General features: G+C 67.2%; 26 protein-coding genes and 4 tRNA genes. 5 read left to right on the top strand and 25 right to left on the bottom strand.

All coding sequences use genetic code 11. The features are described from left to right. Nucleotides 1-36 precede the first annotated feature (36 nt). The 3 genes from FXO18_RS07830 to rplJ form a co-directional block, all read right to left on the bottom strand. Nucleotides 37-1,050, bottom strand: coding sequence for an ABC transporter ATP-binding protein (locus tag FXO18_RS07830; RefSeq protein WP_149360512.1), 1,014 nt, complete (start codon nucleotides 1,048-1,050; stop codon nucleotides 37-39). A 459-nt stretch (nucleotides 1,051-1,509) separates the two neighbouring features. Then, complete coding sequence (gene rplL / locus FXO18_RS07825) at nucleotides 1,510-1,893, bottom strand: 50S ribosomal protein L7/L12 (RefSeq protein ID WP_149360511.1); 384 nt, start codon at nucleotides 1,891-1,893, stop codon at nucleotides 1,510-1,512. Between the two features lie 80 nt (nucleotides 1,894-1,973). Beyond that, a complete protein-coding gene (rplJ, locus tag FXO18_RS07820) occupies nucleotides 1,974-2,510 on the bottom strand; it encodes a 50S ribosomal protein L10 (RefSeq protein ID WP_149360510.1) in 537 nt (178 codons plus the stop codon). Nucleotides 2,511-2,889: 379 nt separating this feature from the next. On the opposite strand from rplJ, the gene FXO18_RS07815 reads away from it, so the two are divergent. Then, entirely contained in the window at nucleotides 2,890-3,807 is a 918-nt protein-coding gene (locus tag FXO18_RS07815; protein WP_149360509.1) for an alpha/beta fold hydrolase, read from the top strand. A 208-nt stretch (nucleotides 3,808-4,015) separates the two neighbouring features. Here FXO18_RS07815 and rplA read toward each other — a convergent pair whose 3' ends face one another. The 10 genes from rplA to FXO18_RS07765 form a co-directional block, all read right to left on the bottom strand. Next, entirely contained in the window at nucleotides 4,016-4,726 is a 711-nt protein-coding gene (rplA, locus tag FXO18_RS07810; RefSeq protein WP_149360508.1) for a 50S ribosomal protein L1, read from the bottom strand. Between the two features lie 155 nt (nucleotides 4,727-4,881). Next, the gene (rplK, locus tag FXO18_RS07805; RefSeq protein ID WP_149360507.1) at nucleotides 4,882-5,316 is read right to left on the bottom strand and encodes a 50S ribosomal protein L11; all 435 of its coding nucleotides are present in this window, start codon (nucleotides 5,314-5,316) and stop codon (nucleotides 4,882-4,884) included. Between the two features lie 112 nt (nucleotides 5,317-5,428). Then, the gene (nusG, locus tag FXO18_RS07800) at nucleotides 5,429-6,118 is read right to left on the bottom strand and encodes a transcription termination/antitermination protein NusG (RefSeq protein WP_407936455.1); all 690 of its coding nucleotides are present in this window, start codon (nucleotides 6,116-6,118) and stop codon (nucleotides 5,429-5,431) included. 127 nt (nucleotides 6,119-6,245) lie between these two features. Beyond that, nucleotides 6,246-6,614 (bottom strand): preprotein translocase subunit SecE, encoded by a 369-nt coding sequence (secE, locus tag FXO18_RS16160; RefSeq protein ID WP_149360505.1) that lies wholly within the window; start codon nucleotides 6,612-6,614, stop codon nucleotides 6,246-6,248. A 31-nt stretch (nucleotides 6,615-6,645) separates the two neighbouring features. Continuing rightward, nucleotides 6,646-6,718 (bottom strand) — tRNA-Trp (locus FXO18_RS07790). Nucleotides 6,719-6,841: 123 nt separating this feature from the next. Then, complete coding sequence (locus FXO18_RS07785) at nucleotides 6,842-7,252, bottom strand: MaoC/PaaZ C-terminal domain-containing protein (RefSeq protein ID WP_235900529.1); 411 nt, start codon at nucleotides 7,250-7,252, stop codon at nucleotides 6,842-6,844. A gap of 38 nt (nucleotides 7,253-7,290) precedes the next feature. After that, nucleotides 7,291-7,755: a (3R)-hydroxyacyl-ACP dehydratase subunit HadA gene (gene hadA / locus FXO18_RS07780; protein WP_187774278.1), complete on the bottom strand. Its 465-nt coding sequence runs from the start codon at nucleotides 7,753-7,755 to the stop codon at nucleotides 7,291-7,293. A 219-nt stretch (nucleotides 7,756-7,974) separates the two neighbouring features. Then, nucleotides 7,975-8,047: transfer RNA gene (locus FXO18_RS07775), tRNA-Met, on the bottom strand. Nucleotides 8,048-8,094: 47 nt separating this feature from the next. Next, a tRNA-Thr gene (locus FXO18_RS07770) sits at nucleotides 8,095-8,167 on the bottom strand. A gap of 259 nt (nucleotides 8,168-8,426) precedes the next feature. Then, a tRNA-Tyr gene (locus tag FXO18_RS07765) sits at nucleotides 8,427-8,508 on the bottom strand. Nucleotides 8,509-8,702: 194 nt separating this feature from the next. On the opposite strand from FXO18_RS07765, the gene FXO18_RS07760 reads away from it, so the two are divergent. Beyond that, nucleotides 8,703-9,194 carry a YajQ family cyclic di-GMP-binding protein gene (locus FXO18_RS07760; protein WP_149360502.1) on the top strand — a complete coding sequence of 164 codons (492 nt, stop codon included), beginning with the start codon at nucleotides 8,703-8,705 and terminating at the stop codon, nucleotides 9,192-9,194. Here the strand turns inward: FXO18_RS07760 and htpX are convergent. Both htpX and FXO18_RS07750 read right to left on the bottom strand, forming a co-directional pair. Next, nucleotides 9,185-10,051 (bottom strand): zinc metalloprotease HtpX, encoded by an 867-nt coding sequence (gene htpX / locus FXO18_RS07755; RefSeq protein ID WP_149360501.1) that lies wholly within the window; start codon nucleotides 10,049-10,051, stop codon nucleotides 9,185-9,187. The two genes, FXO18_RS07760 and htpX, sit on opposite strands and share 10 nt — an antisense overlap. Nucleotides 10,052-10,141: 90 nt before the next feature. Further along, a complete protein-coding gene (locus FXO18_RS07750) occupies nucleotides 10,142-11,182 on the bottom strand; it encodes a polyprenyl synthetase family protein (protein WP_149360799.1) in 1,041 nt (346 codons plus the stop codon). Between the two features lie 227 nt (nucleotides 11,183-11,409). On the opposite strand from FXO18_RS07750, the gene FXO18_RS07745 reads away from it, so the two are divergent. Beyond that, a complete protein-coding gene (locus FXO18_RS07745) occupies nucleotides 11,410-12,135 on the top strand; it encodes a TetR/AcrR family transcriptional regulator (RefSeq protein ID WP_149360500.1) in 726 nt (241 codons plus the stop codon). Between the two features lie 19 nt (nucleotides 12,136-12,154). Here FXO18_RS07745 and FXO18_RS07740 read toward each other — a convergent pair whose 3' ends face one another. The 5 genes from FXO18_RS07740 to menD form a co-directional block, all read right to left on the bottom strand. Then, nucleotides 12,155-13,249 carry a CaiB/BaiF CoA transferase family protein gene (locus FXO18_RS07740; protein WP_149360499.1) on the bottom strand — a complete coding sequence of 365 codons (1,095 nt, stop codon included), beginning with the start codon at nucleotides 13,247-13,249 and terminating at the stop codon, nucleotides 12,155-12,157. A gap of 105 nt (nucleotides 13,250-13,354) precedes the next feature. Beyond that, nucleotides 13,355-14,053, bottom strand: a complete 699-nt coding sequence (locus FXO18_RS07735) for a demethylmenaquinone methyltransferase (protein WP_149360498.1) — start codon at nucleotides 14,051-14,053, stop codon at nucleotides 13,355-13,357. A gap of 33 nt (nucleotides 14,054-14,086) precedes the next feature. Further along, entirely contained in the window at nucleotides 14,087-15,226 is a 1,140-nt protein-coding gene (locus FXO18_RS07730) for a glycosyltransferase family 4 protein (RefSeq protein ID WP_149360497.1), read from the bottom strand. A gap of 62 nt (nucleotides 15,227-15,288) precedes the next feature. Further along, nucleotides 15,289-15,738 carry a DUF3592 domain-containing protein gene (locus tag FXO18_RS07725; protein WP_149360798.1) on the bottom strand — a complete coding sequence of 150 codons (450 nt, stop codon included), beginning with the start codon at nucleotides 15,736-15,738 and terminating at the stop codon, nucleotides 15,289-15,291. A 29-nt stretch (nucleotides 15,739-15,767) separates the two neighbouring features. Continuing rightward, the gene (gene menD / locus FXO18_RS07720; protein ID WP_149360496.1) at nucleotides 15,768-17,396 is read right to left on the bottom strand and encodes a 2-succinyl-5-enolpyruvyl-6-hydroxy-3-cyclohexene-1-carboxylic-acid synthase; all 1,629 of its coding nucleotides are present in this window, start codon (nucleotides 17,394-17,396) and stop codon (nucleotides 15,768-15,770) included. 93 nt (nucleotides 17,397-17,489) lie between these two features. Between menD and FXO18_RS07715 the strand changes: the two genes are divergently transcribed. Next, nucleotides 17,490-18,101, top strand: a complete 612-nt coding sequence (locus FXO18_RS07715; RefSeq protein ID WP_149360495.1) for a flavin reductase family protein — start codon at nucleotides 17,490-17,492, stop codon at nucleotides 18,099-18,101. Between the two features lie 4 nt (nucleotides 18,102-18,105). Here FXO18_RS07715 and FXO18_RS07710 read toward each other — a convergent pair whose 3' ends face one another. Both FXO18_RS07710 and FXO18_RS07705 read right to left on the bottom strand, forming a co-directional pair. Further along, complete coding sequence (locus tag FXO18_RS07710; RefSeq protein ID WP_149360494.1) at nucleotides 18,106-19,098, bottom strand: o-succinylbenzoate synthase; 993 nt, start codon at nucleotides 19,096-19,098, stop codon at nucleotides 18,106-18,108. A 21-nt stretch (nucleotides 19,099-19,119) separates the two neighbouring features. Then, complete coding sequence (locus FXO18_RS07705; protein WP_149360493.1) at nucleotides 19,120-20,751, bottom strand: 4Fe-4S binding protein; 1,632 nt, start codon at nucleotides 20,749-20,751, stop codon at nucleotides 19,120-19,122. A gap of 123 nt (nucleotides 20,752-20,874) precedes the next feature. On the opposite strand from FXO18_RS07705, the gene FXO18_RS07700 reads away from it, so the two are divergent. After that, nucleotides 20,875-21,792, top strand: coding sequence for a 1,4-dihydroxy-2-naphthoyl-CoA synthase (locus FXO18_RS07700; RefSeq protein ID WP_149360492.1), 918 nt, complete (start codon nucleotides 20,875-20,877; stop codon nucleotides 21,790-21,792). 48 nt (nucleotides 21,793-21,840) lie between these two features. Here the strand turns inward: FXO18_RS07700 and FXO18_RS07695 are convergent, their stop codons facing one another. From FXO18_RS07695 to FXO18_RS07685, 3 genes are all read right to left on the bottom strand, one after another. Next, a complete protein-coding gene (locus FXO18_RS07695; protein ID WP_149360491.1) occupies nucleotides 21,841-22,485 on the bottom strand; it encodes a vWA domain-containing protein in 645 nt (214 codons plus the stop codon). 21 nt (nucleotides 22,486-22,506) lie between these two features. Then, nucleotides 22,507-22,881, bottom strand: coding sequence for a hypothetical protein (locus tag FXO18_RS07690; protein ID WP_149360490.1), 375 nt, complete (start codon nucleotides 22,879-22,881; stop codon nucleotides 22,507-22,509). 121 nt (nucleotides 22,882-23,002) lie between these two features. After that, nucleotides 23,003-23,524, bottom strand: a complete 522-nt coding sequence (locus FXO18_RS07685; protein ID WP_149360489.1) for a hypothetical protein — start codon at nucleotides 23,522-23,524, stop codon at nucleotides 23,003-23,005. Between the last annotated feature and the right edge of the window lie 393 nt (nucleotides 23,525-23,917).

The following is a 23,917-nucleotide window of genomic DNA, read 5'->3' as shown; positions in this document are numbered from 1 at the left end:
CCTCATTTCGACTTTCCTGGGCGCTGGTGGCGCTGGTCATTGGTTGCTCCCAGCCCGCTCCGCGGCCTCATGCTCCTCGAGCTCCTTGTAGATCGCCCGCCGCGCCGGCTCGGGCAGATCATCCACGATCGCCCGCACCCGCTCGCGGCGACGGATCTCGCCCTGCCGCACCGGCATCCCCGGCGTCGGCCGGATCTGCGGCACGATGCCCCGCACATCCTCGTCCGGCGACCCATCGGCGTGCCCGGCCGCGGCCATGGCCTCCTCCGCCGCCCGCTGCGCCTCGTCCTTCTCCTCCGACATGCCGATCGGGCCGAGCTTGCGGCCATTGAGGAACTGCCCCACCACCGGCTCGTCCGAGGTCAGCAGCACCTCGCGCGGGCCGAACATCACCAGGTGCTTGCGGAACAGCATCCCCAGGTTGTCGGGCACCGTGCGCGCCATGTTGATGTTGTGCGTCACGATCAGCACCGTGCAGTCGATCTGCGCGTTGATATCGAGGATCAGCTGGCTCAAGTACGCCGTGCGCACCGGGTCGAGGCCCGAGTCCGGCTCATCGCACAGCAGCACCTCGGGGTTGAGCACCAGCGCCCGGGCCAGGCCCGCGCGCTTGCGCATCCCGCCCGAGATCTCGCCCGGCAGCTTGTTCTCCGCGCCCATCAGGCCCACGAGCTCCATGTTGTCCATGACGATCTTGCGGATCTCGGACTCGGACTTCTTCGTGTGCTCGCGCAGCGGGAACGCCACGTTGTCATACAGGTCCATCGACCCGAACAGCGCGCCATCCTGGAACAGCACCCCGAACAGCTTGCGGATCTCGTAGAGCTCCCGCTGCGTGCACTGCAGGATGTCGGTGCCATCGATCACGATCGTCCCCCGCTCCGGGCGGAGCAGGCCGATCAGCGACTTCAGGAACACCGACTTGCCCGTGCCCGACGGGCCGAGCAGCGCCGACACCTCCCCGTTCGGAATGGTGAACGATACATCGGACCAGATATTCGTCGAACCGAATGACTTAGTCAGACCCTCGACCGCGACCTCGACTCCCACGGAACCTCCCAGCTTTGCCACACCACCATCAGTGTGGGTCGCGTCACTTTAACGCACCCCGGTGGCACGCACCCAATGAACAATAAACTGCCGCAGATGCGACGATGCGGGCGCCCTCCAAATTGTGGGCACGGCATGCTATTCCAGCACCATGCGGGCATATCCAGGAGGGCAACCTTGGGGAATCGAATAGTGTTGCGGGACAGCAGGTTCCAAAGCCATCCATCCTGGATTGCGCTTGATCGAGGCCCCTATCGGACGACCCTCCCCAGCAGCCTCCACCCCTGCGGATTACCCCAAACCGGACACCGTTGCGTACGCGGACTCCCACGAAACGGGAGCGGCCGGCAGCGATGAGCCGGACGCGTCACAAAACGCGTAATGGGGCCATCCAGAATTGGATGGCCCCATTCGCGGGAAGCGAGCCCGAAGACACGATCCCGTACAGCTAGCGTCAGATCACTTGAGCGAGACCTTGGCGCCTGCTGCTTCCAGCTTCTCCTTGGCGGCATCCGCCTGGTCCTTGGCGACAGCCTCGAGGATGGCCTTGGGAGCAGCCTCGACGAGCTCCTTGGCCTCCTTCAGGCCCAGGCTCGGGATGATCTCGCGAACGACCTTGATGACGCCGATCTTCTTGTCGCCAGCAGCCTCGAGGACGACGTCGAACTCGTCCTTCTCCTCGACAACCTCAGCGGCGGGTGCAGCGCCGCCCGCAGCGACAGCCACGGGAGCGGCAGCGGTGACCTCGAAGGTCTCCTCGAAGACCTTGACGAACTCGGAGAGCTCGAGAAGGGTCATCTCCTTGAACGATTCGATCAACTCGTCAGTGGTGAGCTTCGCCATGATTGACGTTCCTTCCTAAAGTGGTCGCCCCAACCGTTGTGCAGTTCGGGGCTGGTGTGAATGCCGGACGCGGGGTGGCCTCAGGCCTCCGCGGATGCGCCTTCGGCGCCCTTCTTTTCCTGTAGCGCTGCTGCCAACCGTGCCACCTGTGAAGCAGGCGCGTTGAACAGACCCGCAGCCTTCGCCGTGTTGCCCTTCATCGCCCCGGCGAGCTTGGCCAGCAGGACTTCGCGCGACTCGAGGTCGGCGATCCTGTTGACTTCCTCCACCGAGAGGGGGCGGCCCTCCATGTAGCCGCCCTTGATGACGAGGGACTTGTTCTCCTTGGCAAACTCCTTGAGCGCCTTCGCCGCATCGACCGGCTCGCCGGTGATGAACGCGACCGCGGTAGGACCGGAGAACAGATCATCGAGACCCTCGACGCCAGCATCGCGCGCGGCGATCTTGACGAGGGTGTTCTTGGCGACGGAGTACGAGGTACCCGCGCCGAGCGACCGGCGCAGTGCGGTCAGGCTGGCAACTGAAAGGCCACGGTACTCGGTGACCACTGCCGCGGTAGAGCCCTTGAACTGCTCAGCGATCTCGGTGACCGCGGCGATCTTCTCTGCATTTGCCATGCTTCGCCTCCTCTCTCCTCACTCGCCCGAGAACCATTGGGCGGACATACGGGAGAAGGAACGGGCAACAGCCAACGCTGGCGGCAGAGAGCAACGGGAGGGAACGCCACGCCCTGTCGGAACAGGAACGAACGGCACACCAGCTCCCCAGTCTCGTCCTCCTGCGCGGGCCGCCGGGTAAAACCCGGACCTTCAACCGCTTCCTACGAGCCCCCGGAGGAGCAGGCAGAAGCATGTGACCAACGGTCTTCGGTGAACGTATATGGGATGGGATCGACCAACCCAAGGGAAAATCGATCGGACATAAGTCCGGGGGATACTGTACTCGGCGCGGCTGCCGGTACCAAATCACCCCGGCCATCGCGCTAGGATCGCGACCATGACGACCGAGCTTCCCACGAGGTCCGGCTTCGCTGAAGCCGGAGACCTGCGCCTGGCATACGAGGAGCACGGGCCCGAGGACGGGACACCGATCCTGCTGATCATGGGGTTCGGCGCGCAGCTGACCCTCTGGCCGCACCAGCTCTGCACCACCCTCGCCCAGAAGGGCTTCCGGGTGATCCGGTTCGACAACCGCGATATCGGGCTCTCCACCAAGCTCGACGGCACCCGCGTGGAAGGCGCGTTCCTCGGGCGGATCCTGCGCAGCCAGCTCGGCAGGCCCAGCGACGTTCCCTACACGCTCGTCGACATGGCCGAGGACACGCGCCGGCTGCTTGACTCGCTCGGCATCGAGCGTGCCCACGTCGTCGGGGCCTCCATGGGCGGGATGATCACCCAGGTGCTCGCCGCCCGGAACCCCGAACGGATCCACTCGGCGACCATCATCTTCTCCTCGACCAACGAGCCGTTCCTGCCACCCCCGACGCCCACGGCGCTCCGCGCTCTCCTCGCTCCCCCACCGAAGAACCCCACGACCGAGCAGCTCGTCGAGCGATCGGTGCGCACCTTCCGCGCGCTCTCGGGCCCCGGCTATCCCCGGTCCGCGGAGGAGCTCAGCGCGCTCGCGCTCGAGCAGGTGCAGCGGAGCCACTACCCCGCTGGCATGGTGCGGCAGTTCGCGGCAGTGCTCGGCACGGGCTCGCTGCGCGATTACGCCCGTGCTGTCACGGCACCGACGACGGTGATCCACGGTTCTGCTGACCCGCTGGTCCGGCTCCGGTCGGGACGCGCTGTTGCTCGCGCGATCCCCGATGCCCGGCTGACGATCATCGACGGCATGGGCCATGACCTGCCACCGTCCCTCGTACCGCGCATAGCCGGGGAGATACTCGCGGCCACTGCTAGGGCGAGCTAGGGAGCCCTGCCGGGGAGACCGCGCGGGGCCCAGGGGCGCAAACGCGATAGAAGCCACGCGAGAACTCGCGCGATTTCTATCGCGTTTGGCAGTATCCGGTGCTTTTGCGGTTGACCGACCTGCGGCCCGCACACTATCGCTGGCCTGCCCTACCAACGCGCGGTGCCCCGCCAGCCGATGGCTAGCGGGGCACCGTGATGCGAACAGCTCAGTCTTCGCCGAGAAGGTTCCGGGTCTTGGAGGGATCCACCGGGATGCCCGGTCCGGTGGTCGTCGAGACGGTGACCTTCTTCATGTAGCGTCCCTTGGCCGCGGACGGCTTCGCGCGCAGGACCTCGTCGAGCGCGGCAGCATAGTTCTCCACCAGCTTGCGATCATCGAAGGAAGTCTTGCCCACGATGAAGTGCAGGTTGGACTGCTTGTCCACGCGGAAGCTGATCTTGCCGCCCTTAATGTCGGTGACGGCCTTCGCGACATCCATGGTGACGGTGCCGGTCTTCGGGTTCGGCATGAGTCCGCGGGGACCGAGGATGCGGGCGATGCGCCCGACCTTGGCCATCTGGTCCGGGGTGGCGATAGCGGCATCGAAGTCGAGCCAGCCGCCCTGGATCCGTTCGATGAGGTCCTCCGCGCCGACTGCGTCGGCTCCGGCGGCCTCGGCCTCGTTCGCCTTCTCGCCAGCGGCGAAGACAATCACGCGGACGGTCTTGCCGGTGCCGTGGGGCAGGCTGACGGTGCCACGCACCATCTGGTCCGCCTTGCGGGGATCGACACCGAGGCGGATGGCGACCTCAACGGTGGCATCGAAGTTCTTCGAGCCAGTCTCGCGGGCGAGCTCGATGGCCTCCACGGGGGTGTACAGCTTTGTCTGATCGATCTTCTCGCTAGCGGCGAGATACGCCTTGCTGCGCTTTGCCATGTCTGTCCAATCGTGCCGAGAGCATCGGCTAGGTCAGTCGTGGTGCGGACCAGCGCTTGGTCCTCCCACTGTCTTGATTTATGTCTGGAGTTCGTGCAGGTGCAGCGATCCAGGCGCCCCGTCAGCTAGCGCGAGGCATGGATTCGCCGCGGGAATCACTCGACGGTGATGCCCATCGATCGCGCGGTGCCGGCGATGATCTTCGCTGCCTGATCGATATCCATGGCGTTGAGATCTTCCTGCTTGGTCTTCGCGATCTCGCGGACCTGGTCCCAGGTGACCTTGGCGACCTTGTCCTTGTGCGGGGTCGGCGAGCCCTTCTGGACTCCGGCGGCCTTGAGCAGGAGCTTCGCGGCAGGCGGCGTCTTGAGCTTGAAGTCGAATGAACGATCTTCGTACACGGAGATCTCGACGGGGATCACGTTGCCGCGCTGCGACTCGGTGGCCGCGTTGTAGGCCTTGCAGAACTCCATGATGTTCACGCCGTGCTGACCGAGGGCAGGGCCGATCGGCGGTGCCGGGTTGGCCTGGCCGGCCTGGATCTGGAGCTTGATTACTCCAGTGAGCTTCTTCTTCTTCTTGGGGGGCATCTCGACTTCCCTGAACTGTTCGGTGTTTTCCTGATTCTCACGCCACTACGGCGCAGTAGCGCAAGCCTTGCTGGACTGGTTTGCTACTGCGCCGATCAACATGGCCGTGAAGCTAGAGCTTCGAGACCTGGTTGAACCCAAGCTCAACCGGGGTCTCGCGTCCGAAGATGGAGACGAGCACCTTGAGTTTCTGCTGCTCGACATTAACTTCGGAAATACTGGCGGGCAGGGTCGCGAACGGCCCATCCATGACGGTGACCGACTCCCCGATCTCGAAATCGACCTCGATCGTGGGCTTCGGCGCGAACCCGGTGTCGTCCGAGGAGTGGGAGGATCCTGCGCCGGCGGGCTTCTTGCGGGCCTGCGGCGGGAGCAGGAACTTCACTACCTCGTTGATGGTGATCGGCGACGGCCGGGACGGTGTAGCACCGACGAAACCGGTCACGCCGGGGGTGTTGCGGACAACACCCCACGCCTCGTCATTGAGAATCATGCGGACCAGGATGTAGCCAGGCAAGATCTTGCGGTTTACCTGCTTCTTCTGCCCGTTCTTGATCTCGGTGACTTCCTCGGTGGGCACCTCGATCTGGAAGATGTAGTCACCCGCATCGAGGTTCTGCACGCGAGTCTCAAGGTTGGTCTTCACCTTGTTCTCGTAACCGGCGTAGGAATGCACGACGTACCATTCGCCCTCGGCACGGCGAAGCTTCGCCTTGAGCTCTTCGACAGGATCCTGCTCCGGCTCGTCGACGATGGTGTCCGTTTGATCGGTCACCACGTCATCCTCGCCTGGGAGGTTCACTGCATCGTTCTCCGGGGCGCTCACTGGGCTACTCGCTTCCTCTCTAAAGTCACGCAATCTCTGTCCGCTTCCGGGCCGGGCGGCACCGGATCCTCATCTGTTGCCGGGATCCGGTCACGGCTCCAGGCTACCCGTACAGCCAGAGGACCCCGCGGGAGAAGACCTGATCCAGGCCGAAGATCAGCCCGACCATGAAGAAGAGGAAGATGAACACCACGATCGTGTAGGTGACCATCTGCTTCCGGTTGGGCCAGATGACCTTGCGGAGCTCCGAGATCACCTCACGAATGAACCGCGCGATCAGCTGGAACGGGTTCTCTCGCGCCTCGGTCCCTGACGGCGAACCAGCGGTCTCAACAGCGTTGCTCGGGCTGGATCCCTGCGATCGAGCTGCTCGCTTGCCGGTCGGGCGCGGGGCCCCACCGGATTCGGTCGAACCAGCAGATCGGGGATCGTTCTCTTCCCCGTCAGCCCGTCGACCTGGCTGCTCACTCACACGTGAATCCTTCCGTCGCTGACCGTCGCAGCAGGGGCGACAGGACTTGAACCTGCAACCTGCGGTTTTGGAGACCGCTGCTCTGCCAGTTGAGCTACGCCCCTTCGGTGCCGTGCACCTCTGGATGACCATGAGCAACGCGCCACCTATAGGGCGGCGCGCCACGCTCTAGCCACAGGTTGTTGAGTGTACTTGACGATCTGCGATCCGTCACAATCGCGTGGGCGTCACTCCGCAGCGAGCCGCACCGTGGCTGCCGCTCGGCCAAAGATGCGGCGGCCCTCCGACTTAGCGACGAGCGCGATGACCGCCGTGCCCTCGTCCGCGTCCACCGACTTGACCTTGCCGGAGAACTCGATGGCTCCACCGACGCCGTCATCGGGCACGAACACGGGGCTGGTGAACCGCACGGCGTACTCGACCACGGCGGTGGGATCACCGAGCCAGGAGGTGATGTAGGTGCCGCCGATCCCCATCGACAGCATGCCGTGCGCGACGACGCTGCGCAGCCCTACCGAGCTCGCGGTCGCGTCGCTCCAGTGGATCGGGTTGAGATCCCCGGACACCCCGGCATAGCGCACGAGGTCCGAGCGGGTCACCCGGTACTCCCGCGGCGGCAGCTCCATGCCCTCGGTCACCGTCGCCAGCGTGGGACGGGCTTCGCCTGGCGCGCCCATCACAGCTCGCCCCCCGCCCCGATATCGTCCCGGCGGATCAATGTCGTGTAGGTCGTTTGCACGATCTCGTCCTTGTCGTCGAGCAAGTAGTTCGCCGTGGCGATCACATCGTTGCCCGCCATGTGCCGGAAGGACTCGATGCACGTCTCGCCCCGCAACCGGTCACCCGCGACGATGGGCCGGTGGAATACGAACCGCTGGTCGGTCTGCATGATGTTGCGCAGATCCGATGACCACCCATAGTGCTCGAACATCTCGAGCGTGGTGATGACCCCCAGCACGGAAGCGAAGGTCACGGGAGCGATGAGCGCATCGTGCCCGAGATCGCGCGCCGCCTCCTCGGAGAAGTGCGCGGGATGGTCGTCCTGCACCGCGACCGCGAACTCGCGGATCTTCTCCTGGCCTACCTCGTAGAAGTTGGCCATGCGGTACTTCGCGCCGACACTGTCTGCTGTGAAGGCCACTCTGCTCACCACCTCGTTGACGGACACCGCATCACGGAAAAACATGCGTGCATGCACCTTATCCACGTTTGGTCCCGTTGTTCGTGGATGGGCGCGGCCTGTCCACGAAATGTGACGGGATCCGGAGCCCCATGCCAGCCACCGCTAGCGGCAGGCCACGAAAAGCAACGGAGGGGCAGGCCTTGGCAGCCTGCCCCTCCGTTTTCATGCCTTGCGCAGTAGCGGTGGCCGGACTTGAACCGGCGACACAGCGATTATGAGCCGCTTGCTCTACCGACTGAGCTACACCGCCTTGCCCGGACCGTGGTGAAGATAGACCGGGAAACCCACTGTTGAGTGAGCCCCCTAACGGAATCGAACCGTTGACCTTTTCCTTACCATGGAAACGCTCTGCCGACTGAGCTAAGGGGGCACGAGCTCCGGCACATAGATGGTCGCGGTCCGACGAGGTCCACGAGCCCCATGCGTTGAAGCCTCCAAGAGGGTACACAGATTCTCGCCCCATGCACAAACTCGCTGCTCATCGCGATGACGACACGCTCGATAGAGCCAGGATCCCACCGCCGGGCCCTGCGGCGCGACTGCTTCGCGCACAGCTGGCCGGGCACGCAGCAAGCCTGGAGATGCAAGAAAGGACCCAGGAACATGTGCTGTTCCTGGGTCCTTGGGTGTGGCAGGTGAAGGATTCGAACCTTCGTAGGCGATGCCGACGGATTTACAGTCCGCTCCCTTTGGCCGCTCGGGCAACCTGCCGTTCACACGCCGCGTTCCACTCCGGGGTGGGCGCACCGTGTGAAGGCACAATACATCGAAAGGGTATGCCTTATGCAAATCGGGTCCGGCGGTGCTGGTGATCCCCCGGGCCACCGGTGGTTGGCCGCGCGCCGCGCATCACTGGCTTATGGTGGGTGCGCACATCCGCGGGTTCGACAAGGCTGGAGGAGAACATGGCTGATTCATCGTTCGACATCGTGAGCAAGCTGGACCGCCAGGAAATGGACAATGCGCTGAACCAGGCCGCGAAGGAGATCGCGAACCGCTATGACTTCCGCGGCACCGATGCGTCGATCGCCTGGTCGGGCGAGGAAGCCATCGTGCTCTCGGCGAGCAGCGAGGAGCGGGTCAAGGCGATCCTCGAGGTCTTCCGCGAGAAGCTCGTCCGCCGCGGCATCTCGATGAAGGCATTCAAGCCGGTCGATCCGATCCCATCAGGCAAGGGGTTCAAGATCACCGGCTCCCTGGTGGAGGGCATCGCCCAGGAGCATGCCAAGAAGATCTCGAAGAAGATCCGCGACGAGGGCCCCAAGGGCGTGAAGGTCCAGGTCCAGGGCGAGGAGCTGCGCGTATCCAGCAAGAAGCGCGACGACTTGCAGGCCGTGATCGCGCTGCTGAAGGACTCGGACTTCGAGGTGGCGCTGCAGTTCGTGAACTATCGCTGATCCCACGCCATGCGCTCGAGCCGCGCGATGCGCTCGGCCATCGGAGGATGGGAGGCGAACAGCCCCACGAGGCGCTCCCCGGCGCGGAACGGGCTCGCGATCATCAAGTGGGATTCCGAGGCCAGGCGCGGCTCGGGGGGCAGCGGCGCGGCCGCGACCCCTCTCTCGATCTTGCGCAGGGCCGCGGCGAGGGCCAACGGATCGCCAGTGAGGCGAGCGCCGGATTCATCGGCCTCGAATTCACGGGAACGCGATACGGCCATCTGGATGATCCCCGCGGCGATCGGGCCAAGCAGCGCGATGAGCAGCAAACCCATCGGGTTCGCGTCGTCATCATCACCCCCGCCGAAGATCGAGGCGAAGATCGCTAGGTTGGCCAGTCCGGAGATGATGCTGGCCATCGCCCCGGCCACCGACGAGATCAGGATGTCCCGGTTGTAGACATGAGCGAGCTCATGGCCGAGGACGGCGCGCAGCTCGCGCTCGTCGAGCAGGTGCAGGATCCCCTCGGTGCAGCACACGGCAGCATTGCGTGGATTGCGTCCCGTCGCGAAGGCGTTTGGGGCCACGGTGGGACTGATGTAGAGGCGCGGCATGGGTTGCTGCGCGACCGTGGCGAGCTCCCGGACGATGCGATGCATGGCGGGCTGCTCGAACTCGCTGACCGGCCGTGCCCGCATGGCGCGCAGGGCGAGCGTGTCGCTCTTGAAGTAGGCGAAGCCGTTCATCCCTATCGCCACGAGCACCGCGATCCAGAGAATCGTGGCGTTGCCGAAGAGCGACCCGATGAAGATGATGAGCGCGGACATGCCGCCGAGCAGCATGGCGGTCTTGAGTCCATTCGCGTGACCGGTCATGACTCATTCCTCCACCAGAGCAGTACTGACACTGTGGGAACGAACAAGCACCCGCCCTGGGTTCCCCGGGCGGGCTCGGCTGTCGGTGATCTAGCCCACGCGGCTCGCGGTGTAGTCGATGACCCGCAGCAGCGCCGTGCGCGCGGCCGAGCCAGGGAACTCAGCAAGCTCGGTGCGCGCGATATCGGCGTAGGCGGCAAGATCCGCGCGGGCCCGCGACATGCCCTCGGAGGCGCGCAGCAGGCCCAGCGCCTCCTCGACGAGGTCGTCGTCGGTGATCGGGCCGGCGAGCAGCTCGCGCAGCCGATCGCCGTCGCCGCCCTGCTGATCGAGCGCGTACAGCATGGGCAGGGTGAGGACGCCCTCGCGCAGGTCGGTCCCCGGGGTCTTGCCAGACTTCGCCGAGACGGAGGCGATGTCGATGATGTCGTCGCAGATCTGGAAGGCCATGCCCACCGCGTCCCCGATCCGCTCGAGCCGATCGATCTGCTCGCTCGTGCCGCCCGAGAACGTGCCGCCGAACTTGCCGCTCGCGGCGAGCAGCGACGCGGTCTTCTCCCGGATCACCTTGAGGTAGTGCTGGACCTTGTCCTGGGCGGGTGGCGCGCCCACGGTCTCGCGCATCTGGCCGGTGACCAGCTCGGCGAATGTCTCGGCGATGACGCGGACCGCATCCGGGCCGAGCGTCGAGAGCAACCGGGACGAGTGCGCGAAGAGATAGTCCCCGGCGAGGATCGCGATGCTGTTGCTCCACCGCGCGTTGGCGCTCACCGCGCCGCGCCGCATCTTGGCCTCGTCCATGACGTCATCGTGGTAGAGGGTGGCGAGGTGGACCATCTCGACAACGGTGGCCGCTGTGGTGATGGAGTGCTCGTCCGGCTCGGGCCCGAGCTGCCCGCACAGAATGGTGAAGAGCGGACGGAATCGCTTGCCCCCGGCACGAGCGAGATAGAGAGCGGTCTCGGTGAGGAACTCCTCGCCATCGGACAGCTCGTCGATGAGAAGCTTCTCCACGGACTCGAGGCCACTGCGCACGACCCCGGCGATCTGGGCGTCACCAAGATCGATCCCAGCGACGACCTGATCGTCGCGTGATGCTGCGTCGTCACTATTCACGATGCTCGTGCCCATTCTGTCGCTCGGGTTGCCGTGGATGTCATCCACCATGTGAACACCGTAGCGAACGCGCGAGCGATGCACCTGATGGAACGGGCTGATTGAGACATGTCTCGCCGAGCGCGGTCCCCGGCCCGAAGTAAGCTGGACACGTGTCCCGAGCAAGTGATTCCCCCGCCCCTGGTCCTTCCGCCCCCGATTCGACCTCGACTGGCTCGTCCCATGCGACGTCCGCGACCGATATGACAAGCGGAGCCGAAGGCTCGGACGCTCCCGAGCAGCCGGTCGACGGACGCAGCCTGCGCTGGGAGGACCACAAGGCGGCCCGGCGCAAGATCGTGCTGGATTCCGCGCTGCGCGCTATCGACGCGGAGGGCTCTGATGTAGGGGTGCAGCAGATCGCGGAGTACGCGCGGCTCCCCCGCTCGGTGGTGTACCGGCTCTTCCGGGAGCGCACCGACCTCGATGAGCAGGTGCGCGCGCACATCGTCTCCTCGATGATGGAGACCCTCGCGCCAGCCCTCGTGCCCGAGGGATCAGTGGACTTCGCCATCAATCGCGCCATCCACACGTATGTGGAGTGGATAGCGGCGCACCCCAACCTGCACCAGTTCCTCTCCACTGGCCCGAAGCGCCCCGCCCGTGCAGCGCAATCGCTGGATGGGGTGAAGACTGCCTTCGGCCTCTATGTGACCGATGTGGTCGCGGCGGGCCTGGCCACGCTGGACCTCCCCGGGGACCGTGCGGAGGCAGTCTCGTTCGGGCTCGTCGGTCTCGTGGATGGCGCGGTCAATCAATGGCTGCACCACGGCGAGGGCAGGTTGCCGACCAGCGAGCTCGCGGACGTGCTCAGCAGCGCTGCGCTCGATGTGATCAGCGGTGCGCTGCGCGATCTCGGGGTGACGCTGGATCGTGAGGCGCCGCTTGGCGAGATCACCGGCGATATCCGGCCCCTGCTGGAGAACTAGGCCAGTAGGGCGGTAGCGGCTAGTCGCTGGTGATCCCCCAGCTGGCGAGGTAGCCGTCCGGCAGGGTGTCGCTAGGGGCGGCGGGGGTGTCGAGCGAGGTCCGGCTGAACCGGGGGGCCGGGGCGGGCTGGGTGACCCCGTCGATCTCGACGTAGGTGCCGCGGGCGGCGTTGTGCGGGTGGTGGTGTGCTTCCCACGCATCAACGACGGGCGAGACGCAGGCATCGCTCTCGGCGAAGATCTCGGTCCACTCGGCCTGGGTGCGCTGCAGGAATGCCTTAGCGAGGGTCTCGCGCCACTGCGGCCAGCCGGTCGGGTCGAGGTGGAAGGGCAGGTCCTCGTCGTCGATGCCGAGCCGGGCGATGAGCTCAGCGTGGAACTGGGGCTCGAGCGCCCCAACGGCCATGTGCTTGCCGTCCGCGGTGGCGTAGGTGTCGTAGCAGGGCGCGCCGGTGTCGAGGAGGTTGGTGCCGCGCGGGCCGTTCCAGAGGCCGTTGGCGCGCATTCCATGGAGGAAGGTGGTCATCAGGGCTGATCCGTCGACCATTGCGGCGTCGATGACCTGGCCCTGTCCTGAGGTGTTGCGCTCGTGCAGCGCGGCGAGGATCCCGAGCGCGAGGAGCATCCCGCCGCCGGCGAAGTCAGCGAGGAGATTGACCGGCGGCGTCGGCTTCTCGCCCGCCCTGCCGAGGAGGTCGAGCGCGCCAGAGACGGCGGCGTAGTTGATGTCATGCCCTGCGCGGGGCGCGAGCGGGCCGTCCTGGCCCCAGCCGGTGATGCGCCCGTAGATGAGGCGGGGGTTGCGCGCGTGGAGGTCGGCGGGGCCGATGCCGAGGCGCTCGGCCACCCCCGGCCGGTAGCCCTCCACGAACACGTCGGCAGCCTCGCAGAGCTCGAGGAGCGTGTTCTTGCCTGCTTCGCTCTTGAGGTCGAGGGAGAGGGTGTTCTTGCCGCGGTCGAGGGGGCCCTGCGGCGGAACGAGCCCGCCACCGCCGCCGGCGCGCTCGATGCGCAGCACGTCAGCGCCGAGGTCGGCGAGGATCATGCAGCCGAACGGGCCGGGGGCGAGCCCGGCCATCTCGATGACGCGAATCCCGTGGAGCGGTCCTGGCATGACTGTTGCCTCCTGTCCCGGCGCGGCGCGCCAGCCAAACATTACTGGGACAGAATGTCACATCTACTACGCCAGGTGAAGCACCGGCTCGCCAGCAAGGCCCGGCTAGCGCACGGCGCGATGCAGCGCCACGATGCCACCCGTCAGGTTCCGCCACTGCGAATCCCGCCACCCGGCACCCGCTATCCGCTCCGCCAGGGCCTTTTGATCCGGCCAGGCGCGGATCGATTCGGCCAGGTAGACATAGGCATCCGGGTTGGAGCTGACCGAGCGCGCCACCGCGGGCAACGCCTTCATCAGGTACTCCATGTAGGCGGTCCGCAGCACTGGAACCACCGGAGCGGAGAACTCGCACACCACCATCCGGCCACCGGGCCGCGTCACCCGGCGCAGCTCCGCGAGGGCCTGATCCACATCGGCTACGTTACGCAGCCCGAACGAGATCGTCACCGCGTCGAACACCTCGTCCCGGAACGGCAAGCGCAAGGCGTCACCGGCGACCATCGGCACGCGCCGCCCGGCACCGGCCTGCAGCATGCCCTTCGAGAAGTCCGTCGCCACGACCCAGGCTCCCGACCGGGACAGCTCCACGGTGGACACTCCCGTGCCCGCCGCGAGGTCCAGCACGGACTCGCCCGGCGCGAGACCGAGCGCCCGCCGCGTGGCCCGGCGCCACAGGCTGTCCTGCCCGAACGACAGCACCGTATTGGTGATGTCATAGCGCCTGGCCACCCCATCGAACATCGACGCGACCTCGCGGGGGTCCTTGTCGAGGGTGGCGCGGGAACTCTGCACGTTGGTCACCTAGACGAACCTACCCGTTCGTGGAACACGATGTCATGCGGTAGCGGGGAGCTGCGCCGCCCCGATTCCCGCGGCATCCGCGTAGTGTCCGAGCAGCTCGTCGCAGATCGCCGGCCAGGTCCGCTGCAGCACCGAGCGGCGCGCAGCCCGGCCGAACTGGGACCGGGCCATCGGGTCGAGGAAGGTCTCCACCGCGCCGGGCAGGACCTCCTCGAAGCTCGGCACGGGCAGCAGGAATCCCGTGCGGGCATGCGCGATGAGGTCCTTGGGCCCGCCAGCATCCGGCCCGATCACCGGGATGCCGCTGGCCAGGGCCTCCTGGATAGCCTGGCAGAACGTCTCGTGCTCGCCGGTGTGGACGAACATGTCGAAGCTCGCGTACGCCCGGGCGAGCTCGAGGCCGCCGAGCTGCCCGGTGAAGACCGCGTCAAGCATCAGCCGCTGCAGCTTGGGCCGGTCCGGCCCATCGCCCACGATGACGACCTGCACATCATCGCGGCCGCTGAGGACCGCGAGCCGCTCGACGTGCTTCTCCGGGGCCAGCCGGCCCACGAACCCGACGATGAGCTTGCCCTCCGGCGTCCACTGCTCGCGCAGCTCGCCGTCGCGGCGCGTGGGCGAGAACCGCTCGATGTCCACTCCCCTGCCCCACCGGTGCACCCGGGGAACACCATGCTTCTCGAGATCGCGCACTGATGCGCTGGACGGCGCGAGCGTCCGGTCGCAGGCGCGGTGGATGCGGCGCGTCCAGCCCCAGGCGGCCCGCGCGGTCAGGCCCAGCCCATAGCTGTCGGCGAAGCCCGCGACATCGGTCTGGAAGATCGCCACCGCGGGCACGCCGAGCCGGCGAGCAGCACCGATGCCGCCCGCGCCCAGCAGGAACGGCGAGGCGAGATGAATCACGTCGGGGTCGAACTCGCGCAGGGCCTCGGTGATCCACGGCTGCGGCAGGCCCACGGGCAGCGAGGTGACCATCGGCACCATCACCGCGGGCACATGCAGCACCGGGAAGCCCTCGTACTCGTGCACGGGCACCTCGTCGCCAACGGCGCCGGGCGCGATCACGATCGCGTCATGGCCGTTTCGCTTGAGATGCTCGAGGACGCGGAGCACCGAGTTGGTCACACCGTTGACGTTCGGCAGGAAGGATTCGGACACGATCGCAATACGCATAGCTGAAGCGTGAACGAGGTGAACGGCGACCAGACAAGCGCGCCATGACCAGCAAGAGAATCTCAGTTGAAGGTCTCGGCGCTGCGTCGCCTCTCGTGCCCGAGATGTTCAGATCGCCGTAACTCGCGCCGGATGTACCAGAGCGGCAGCGCGGCGATCAACCAGGCGATGAGCGCGATGGACGCGGCCGGCATGATCGCTACCCGGGCATCCCGGCCCGCGACACGCACCAGGTCAGGATCACTGCGCGCGTACTCGACCTCGATGCGCTGGCCCACCACCAGGTCCGTCGGGTACAGCACGCCCAGCCTGGGATTGTGCAGCACGCCGTCGGGAGTGCTGAAGATGACCGCGGAACGCCGCACCCCTGCCGAGAGGACCTCTGCGGTGGCGACCCCCATGTCCGATTCGATGATCATGTCGTTGCGCCACGCGCCCACCACGAGGATCACCGCGAGCAGAGTGATCCCCCCGGCCAGCAGGAGCACTGCCCGCCTGGCCCGCCGCAGCATCCGATACCTCACGATGAGCAGCGTATCCGCTAGCGGGCGACGGTCGCGCGGATCGCGCTATGCAGCTCCCGCAGGCCCGACCGGTCCGTGCGGACCTCCACGATGCGCACGCCGCCCGCCTCGGCCGCGCCCTCGGCCAGGACAGCGCCGAGCTGCTCGAGCTCCGGCTGCTGGTAGGGGATGTTGTACGCCTCGCACAGCGCCTTGGCATTGACGCCATGCGGTGTGCCGAAGATCCGCTCGAACGCGCCCGCGTAGACCGGATCGCCCTGCTCGAGCAGCTCGAAGATGCCGCCCCCATCGTCATTGGCGACCACGATGGTCAGGTCCTCCGGCCTCGGCTCGTGCGGACCGAGCAGCAGCCCGGAGCTGTCATGCAGGAACGTCAGATCGCCGAGCAGCGCGATGGCCCGGCCACCATGCGAGAGAGCAGCCCCCACCGCAGTGGAGACGGTGCCATCGATGCCGGCGACACCACGGTTGGATACCACGCGGACGTGCTCGGGAACCGGGCCGGCGAGCGCCACATCGCGCACCGGGTTGGACGCGCCCACCACCAGCAGGTCCCCCGGCCGCGCCGCGCCAATGATCGCATCAGCCACGTGCAGGCCAGTCGGCTTGGGATGGTTCGCGAGCTCGCGCCGCATCGCGACCCGCGCCCGCTCGGAGAGCTCCCGGCACTGCTCGAGAAAAGCATGCCGTGGCGTTCCCGAGAGCACCGCGCGGGTGCCCGCCGCGGTCAGGTTGCCCGAGATGTCGGGCCAGCGCGGCCCCGTCGTGAGCGCGTGGACGGCGACCCGCGGATCCGCGAGGAGCCGCGAGACCGAGCGATGCAGGGTGGGGCGTCCCGTGATGATGGCCTGCTGCGGATGCAGCTCACCGAGCGCGTAGGGATGCACCTCGATCCCGCCAGGCACGTGCCGCGCCGTGGGCTCGGTGACCGTCGGCAATCCCTCGAGCTCGGGATGCTCGCCCGAGCCGTGGCCCGCCACGACGATCGTGTCCAGAGAGACATCGATCGGCAGCGGCACATCGAGCAGGGCACGGGGAGTGCTTGTCCACGGCGCGCCACCGGGACGCCCGGGAGGCGCCTCTCCGCCATCGATCTCCGGCACCAGCGGCTCGCGCAGCGGTAGGTCGAACTGCACCGGCCCCGCGTTGCCGGTGCGGTCCCCTCGCGCGGCGGCCAGCACCCGGCACACCGCCGAGCGCCACTGGCTGTTCTGGTCCCGATCCTCCTCCGCGATGCCCAGGCTGATGCACGCGCGCACCTGCTCGTTGAACATGCCGAGCTGCTCCACCGTCTGGTTGGCACCGGTGCCGAGCATCTCGTAGGGCCGGTTCGCGCTCAGCACGATCATCGGGACGCGCGCGTAGTTGGCCTCGAACACCGCGGGCGTGAGGTTCGCCACGGCCGTGCCCGAGGTCATCACCACCGGAACAGGGAGGCCGGAGCCCAGCGACAAGCCGATGGCGAGGAAGCCGGCGGTGCGCTCATCGATACGCACGTGCATCCTGATGCGGCCCGCCACCTCGGCGGCATGGAGCGCGAATGCCAGTGGCGCGTTGCGGGATCCCGGGCACAGCACGACGTCGCGGACGCCGCCGCGGACGAGCTCATCGACGACAGCACTGGCCTGGGCAGTGGACGGGTTCACGACTCCAGGGTGTCAGATTTCGCGGCACCGCGCGGCCTACCGGGCACGCTTGGGCACCCGCCCCGGCTGACATGGCCCGCCGAGAGTGCAACGATGGCAGGCGTGCGCACACATTTCGACCCCGTCCTCATGGATCCCGACCGGGTATACCAGCTGCTGACCGCCACCGTGGTGCCGCGGCCCATCGCCTGGGTCTCCACCCGGTCCGCCGACGGGGTGGACAACCTCGCGCCCTACAGCTTCTTCACCATCGCGAGCACGCGGCCGCCGATCGTGCAGTTCTGCTCGGTCGGCCACAAGGACAGCGTCCGCAACGTCACCGAGACCGGCGAGTTCGTCGTCAACCTCGCCTCGCAGCCCATGCTCGATCAGGTCAATGCCAGCGCGGCCTCGTACGGCGCAGGCGAGAGCGAGTTCGACAAGCTCGATATCGCCCTAGAGCCCAGCGTGCGCGTCGCCCCGCCGCGGGTGCTGCACGCGCCCGTCAGCGTCGAGTGCGTGCGCGAGCGGATCATCGAGATCGGCGATTCGTTCCTCGTGCTCGGCCGGGTGGTGTTCGTCACCGTGAACAGCCGCGCCCTCGACGAGGATGGCCTTCCCGCCAGCCAGGCGCTAGCCCCGCTGAGCAGGCTGGGTGGCACCGAGTGGGGCGTGGGGATGGACACGCGCGAGGTGCCGCGCCCCGCCCCTCCGGCAGCGGGCTAGAGGCCTAGACGGCAGCCGCCGGGCGCTCGGCGAGGAGCCGATGGCACCGGTCGAGGCGGTCGAGCCACCACTGCTGCCGCTCGGGGGAGGGCGCGAGCCGGCTGAGCGCGGCAGGGTCCGGCACGGGCCGCTCGGCCAGCATGGCGCCAGCGGTCCAGGCCGGTGGTTCGGCCACATCGTCGAGCAGCAACCGGGAGGTGGCCAGGCCGCACGCATGATGCAGCTCGGGCAGGGCAGCCGCGGTGGCGAGACCGGCACCGATGCCGACAGCCGTGTCGATGGCGCTGGAGACCACCACGCGCATCCCGGCTGCGGCAAGATGCTCCGCGATACCGAGGACCCGGGCCGGGCCACCGAGCGGCGAGACCTTGATGACGGCGATGTCGGCGGCCCGCATCCGGGCGACCCGTAGCGGATCGGACGCGCGGCGGATGCTCTCGTCGGCGGCGATCGGCACGTCCACGCGGCCACGCAGGGTGGCGAGCTCCTCGACCGTGCGGCAGGGCTGCTCGACGTACTCGAGCTCACCGAGCTGCTCGATCGCGGCCGTTGCTTCCTCCACCGTCCAGGCACCGTTGGCATCGATGCGCACGGTGGGCACGAGCTCGCGCACCGCCGCGACACGGGCGAGATCATCAGCGAGGACCTGGCCACGCTCGGCGACCTTTACTTTGGCGGTGGTGGCTCCGGGGAACCGAGCGAGCACTGCGGGCACGTCAGCAGCGGGCACCGCGGGAACGGTGGCGTTGACGGGGATGGCGGAGCGCAGCGCACTGGGCGGGGGCTGCCAGGCCGCGGAGATGGCCGCTGCCAGCCAGGTCGCTGCCTCCTCGTCCGGGTACTCGGGGAACGGCGCGAACTCCCCCCAGCCGTGCGGGCCCTCGATGAGCAGCGCCTCGCGATGCTCGATGCCGCGGAAGCGCACCCGCAGCGGGAGCGACACCACGCGCGCGCTGCCGCGCAGCTCGGCAAGTCCGGGCAAGGCAGGTGCGTCCATGCTCGCCACTGTAAGCGCTACTCAGTGGGACGCACGGGCGGCCTCGCGCAGCGCGTCCCAGGTGGTGAACTTGCTCCGGGGGCGTCCGCTCCCCCGCGCTCCGGTCTTCTCCGCGTCGTCGATGGCCCGCCAGCCCGGCAGCCCGATCGCACCGGGCCGACGTTCCGCGAGCAACGCGACGAGCTGCTCCCGGCCCCCCACGGGCCTGTCGAGGGCCCCGGAGGCCGCATCATCGACGATCGACCGCATGGTGTCGATGGCATCGGCGCGGTTGTATCCGAGCGGCCCGCGCGGGCCACGCTTCGCCCAGCCCACCAGATAGGCCCCCGGCATCGCGTCCACCCGTCCATGCTTGTGCGCGGCGAGGCCGGTGCTGGCATCGAGGGGGAGGCCCGGCGGCGGTGCAGGCTGGTACCCAACGGCACGCAGCACCAGTGACGCGTCGATGATCCGATCGCGCGGCTCCTCGCCGGGCCGGTGCTCGCGCACCTCGATACCAGTCACATGGTTGTCGCCGAGGATCCGCAGCGGCGTGGTGTGGTACTGGAAACGAACGGTGCGATCGCCCTCGGACGGCGGGCGCCGCGCGTGCTGGCGGGCCACATCGAGCTTCTGCGCCACCTCCGGCTCGGCCTCGCGCCGCAACCACTCCGCCGTCGCCGCGTCCACCTCGGTGTCCGCCGGATCGATGAGGACCGAAGCCCCGGCGGCGTTGCCCATGCCCACGAGCTCCGGCAGGGTGAACGCGGAATCCAGCAGGCCACGACGACCCAGCACCACCACCTCGCGGATGCTGCTGCGCCGCAGCTCCTCCAGCGCATGATCGGCGATATCGGTTCCTTCGAGCGCTTCGGGACGGATCGCGAGGATGCGGGCAACATCGAGCGCGACGTTCCCGGTGCCAATAACGATCGCGGTGTCCCCCTCGAGACGGTAGCGGTCACCGGCATGATCAGGATGCCCGTTGTACCAGGCCACGAAATCAGTGGCCGCCACGCTGCCCGGCAGCCCCTCCCCCTCGATGCCCAGCTGTCGCGGCGAGCCCGCGCCCACCGCGTACACCACGGCGTGATGATGGGCGAGCAGATCCTCGTGCGCCAGATGAGTGCCGATCTCCACGTCCAGGTGCAGGCCCAGCGCCGGCTTGCCGAGCAGCGGCGCGAACATCTCCACGATCTGCTGCGTATCAGCGTGATCGGGGGCGATGCCCGCCCGCATCAGACCGAACGGAGTGGGCAACCGATCGAACAGTTCCACCTCCACCCCGCCGAGGCCGAGCAACTGCTCCGCCAGGTACAGCCCGGCCGGCCCCGTGCCGACGATCGCGACGCGCAGCGGCCCCGGGGCGAATCGCAGCGCAGGCGGGCGCTCCGGCCTCGTCGGCTCCGCGCCATAAGGGTGCCGGTCGAAGTATGCGGCGTTGATGTCGATGAACGACTCCTGCTCCACCGGCAGCGAATCCTCCGGGAAGATCGCCGACACCGGGCACTCATCGACGCAGGCGCCGCAATCGATGCACGCATCCGGCTCGATATACAGCATCTCGGCCTTAGCGAACAGCGGATCCGTCAGCGCGGGATGGATGCAATCGACCGGGCACGCTGGCACGCACGACGCATCATTGCAGCAGGATCGCGTAATGACATAGGCCATCGGACCAGTCCTCACCGTCGCCCCGGAAACTCCCTCCCCAGTATGCGATCATGCGCGCCCCGCCACGCCGTTCCGCGCCAGATTCACCGCCCCCAATCCCGTTCCCCCGCGCGGGCACCGCCTATGCTCGGGACCGTGACGTTCAACGAAGCGCTGTGGGAGCCCGTACCCGGATTCGACGACCTGACCGACATCACCTACCACCGGCACGTCCGCGATGGAGCCCGCCAGGGCGTGGTGCGCGTCGCCTTCGACCGCCCCGAAGTACGCAACGCGTTCCGCCCGCACACCGTCGACGAGCTGTACCGCGTCCTCGACCACGCCCGCATGTCCGGCGACGTCGGCGTCGTCCTGCTCACCGGCAACGGCCCCAGCGCCAAGGACGGCGGCTGGGCCTTCTGCTCCGGCGGCGACCAGCGCATCCGCGGCCGCACCGGCTACCAGTACGCCAGCGGCGACACCGCCGACACCGTCGACAAGGCCCGCGCCGGACGCCTTCACATCCTTGAGGTCCAGCGCCTCATCCGCTTCATGCCCAAGGTCGTCATCTGCCTCGTCAACGGCTGGGCAGCAGGCGGCGGCCACAGCCTGCACGTCGTCTGCGACCTCACCCTCGCCAGCCGCGAGCACGCCCGGTTCAAGCAGACCGACGCCGACGTCGGCAGCTTCGACGCCGGATACGGCTCCGCCTACCTCGCCCGCCAGACCGGCCAGAAGAACGCCCGCGAGATCTTCTTCCTCGGCCGCGCCTACACCGCCGAGGAAATGCACCGCATGGGCGCCGTCAACGCCGTCATCGACCACGACCAGCTCGAGGACACCGCCCTCGAATGGGCCGGCGAGATCCTCGGCAAGTCCCCCACCGCCATCCGCATGCTCAAGTTCGCGTTCAACGCCGTCGACGACGGCCTGGTCGGCCAGCAGATCTTCGCCGGCGAGACCACCCGGCTCGGCTACATGACCGACGAAGCCGTCGAAGGACGCGACGCGTTCCTCGAGAAGCGGGCGCCCGACTGGTCCCCGTTCCCCTGGTACTACTAGCGGGAATATGTTCTAGCAGTTCAGGGCTTCGCGGCCGAGGGGTCTCGGCTAGTCCTCGGCGAGGTCGGCGCGTTCCGCGCCGGTGAAGCCATCGATCATCGCGTCGGGATTGTGGGTCTTCTCCGCGCGGTAGCGACGGATCTTGCGGGAACTCTCCGCCATCACATCACGTGCTTTCGACCTGCCATAGGTAATGGATTGCTCGCGCTTGAAGCCCAGCCCCGTGCCGACCTCAACCGCATCCTGGTCGGCACCCATGTAGAGGAACTCCCAGCCTAGCTCCCGGGTCTGCTGCTCAACGAGGCTGCGGATCGCAGGCCTCGTCCATTCCTGGCTCGCATTTTCATGGCCATCAGTCATCACCGCGACCACGACCGTGCCGGGACGCTGGCTCTCTGGCTGGTTCTCGATCTGTTCGCGAGCACTGGTGATCAAGGTGCCCATGGCATCGAGGAGCGCCGTACTGCCCCGCGGACGCAAGTCCAGGGGCGGGACCTCGGCGATCGGGACGTTCTCGAAGACGACCTCGTAGCTGCGATCGAACTGCGCGAGGGTCGCAGTGCACTCCCCCGCTGCGTTGCGCTGCTCATCAATGAAGGCCGCGAACCCGCCCTCGATATCGGGCTTGATGGACTGCATCGAACCAGAGCGATCAAGCAGGAAGATGAGCAGAGTTCTGTCGGGGTTGGGCATCAGGAGCCTTTCACAGAGAAACTAGGAGGTGGGGCGGCGCGGCTTGAACGTCATTGGCTTGCGCTCGATATTGCGCGGAGGCGGCGGGGCGATGCCGGTTTCCTTGTCGTAGCGGGCACGCATCACGCTCTTGGCGTTGACACGACCCTCGTGGGCGTAGGCGGAAAGCCTGGCAGTGCGCGCCAGCCGGGGGCCGACCGCGTTCTCGGTCAGCCTGATCTTGCTCGCCGCAGCTCGCAGGGAGAGCCCCTCGTCGACCACCGCATCGGCGAGCTGCTCGTCGATGAGCTGACTGACTTCATCGAGAACTGCGCGCAGATGCGTCAGCGCGGTGGCCGGGCCAGACCTTTCGGCGTCAGCAAGTTCAGCGCGGATGCGCTCATAGGGAGTGGACATGCCCCATACTATCGCATATTTTGCGGATACGCACTAACTGCGCGCCGTCGGCGTCGGCAAGCCCAAGAGGCAAGGCGGCGCTCACGAGAAGCGCGACCCCTTCGGGATTGGCGCAGCATGCTCAACCCTCGAGACCTTCATCATGTGGCCACTGGCGATCCAGCCAGTCATAGAACTGCGCGAACGATTCATCGCGAACCATCTGCTGCGCTCGCTCCAGATCCTTGATCTCTTGCTTCTGGGCCGCCTCGAGATCAGCCCTTTCCTGCACGGTGGCACCAGCCAAGTACTGCGCGTAGCGGGCATGCGGATGCGGCCGGGCGAGATCAGCGACTTGCATCCGGTCTCGCTTATCGAGGTCCATCCAAGCCATCTTGAACTCGTGGATGGCGACCCGCCTCGCCCTCGCTCGCCCTTCCTTCGCGAGCTGCCCAGCGCTTTTAGCGGCACGCTCGGCCGCACGCTCGGCCCCGGTGGGCACAATTGGATTGCCGTCCCCGTCGCAGGGGCGCCTACGGCCGTCACTGGTGTAGTACTTGTCGAACTCCCGCTCGCTCATGAGGCCATAGACGCGCATCTTCCATAGGGCGTATTCCGAGGTATTGCCAGAAGCCGAGCCCTTGGACCGGCCAGCATCACCCACGGACTGATGATGAGCACACATAGCGAGCCCCCTAGCGTGTGATGCCCGCACCAGGCGGGCGCGGTTGCCTCGCCGCCGACTGGCAACCAAATTCGAATCACCCCGCAAGACGCGTTGGGGCTGATGCGCGGTCTAGTCGGAGCTTGGCGACCGCGACTCGCGAAGTCCCGAGATTTACCCTCATGGGCTGAACATCCAGCATGTTACCGCATAATCTGCGGTACCGCAACAGGCTGCGGATAGCGTGAAGCGGTTTTCCAGCAAGCGGCACCTGAGCTCTTGTGGAACCCAGAGCCCATACCCGAAGGGAAACGCCATGGTCGAGCTCAACGGGCTGTAGCCTCCTGCCCCAGGCCTAGCGATGCCTGACCGGCCCGCCAGAATGGGCGCCTA

The organism is Lolliginicoccus suaedae (genome assembly GCF_008312885.1).
Taxonomy (GTDB): Bacteria; Actinomycetota; Actinomycetes; order Mycobacteriales; family Mycobacteriaceae; genus Lolliginicoccus; species Lolliginicoccus suaedae.
The sequence above is the reverse complement of the archived record's forward strand: the minus strand, read 5'-3'. Positions and strand labels throughout refer to the sequence as shown.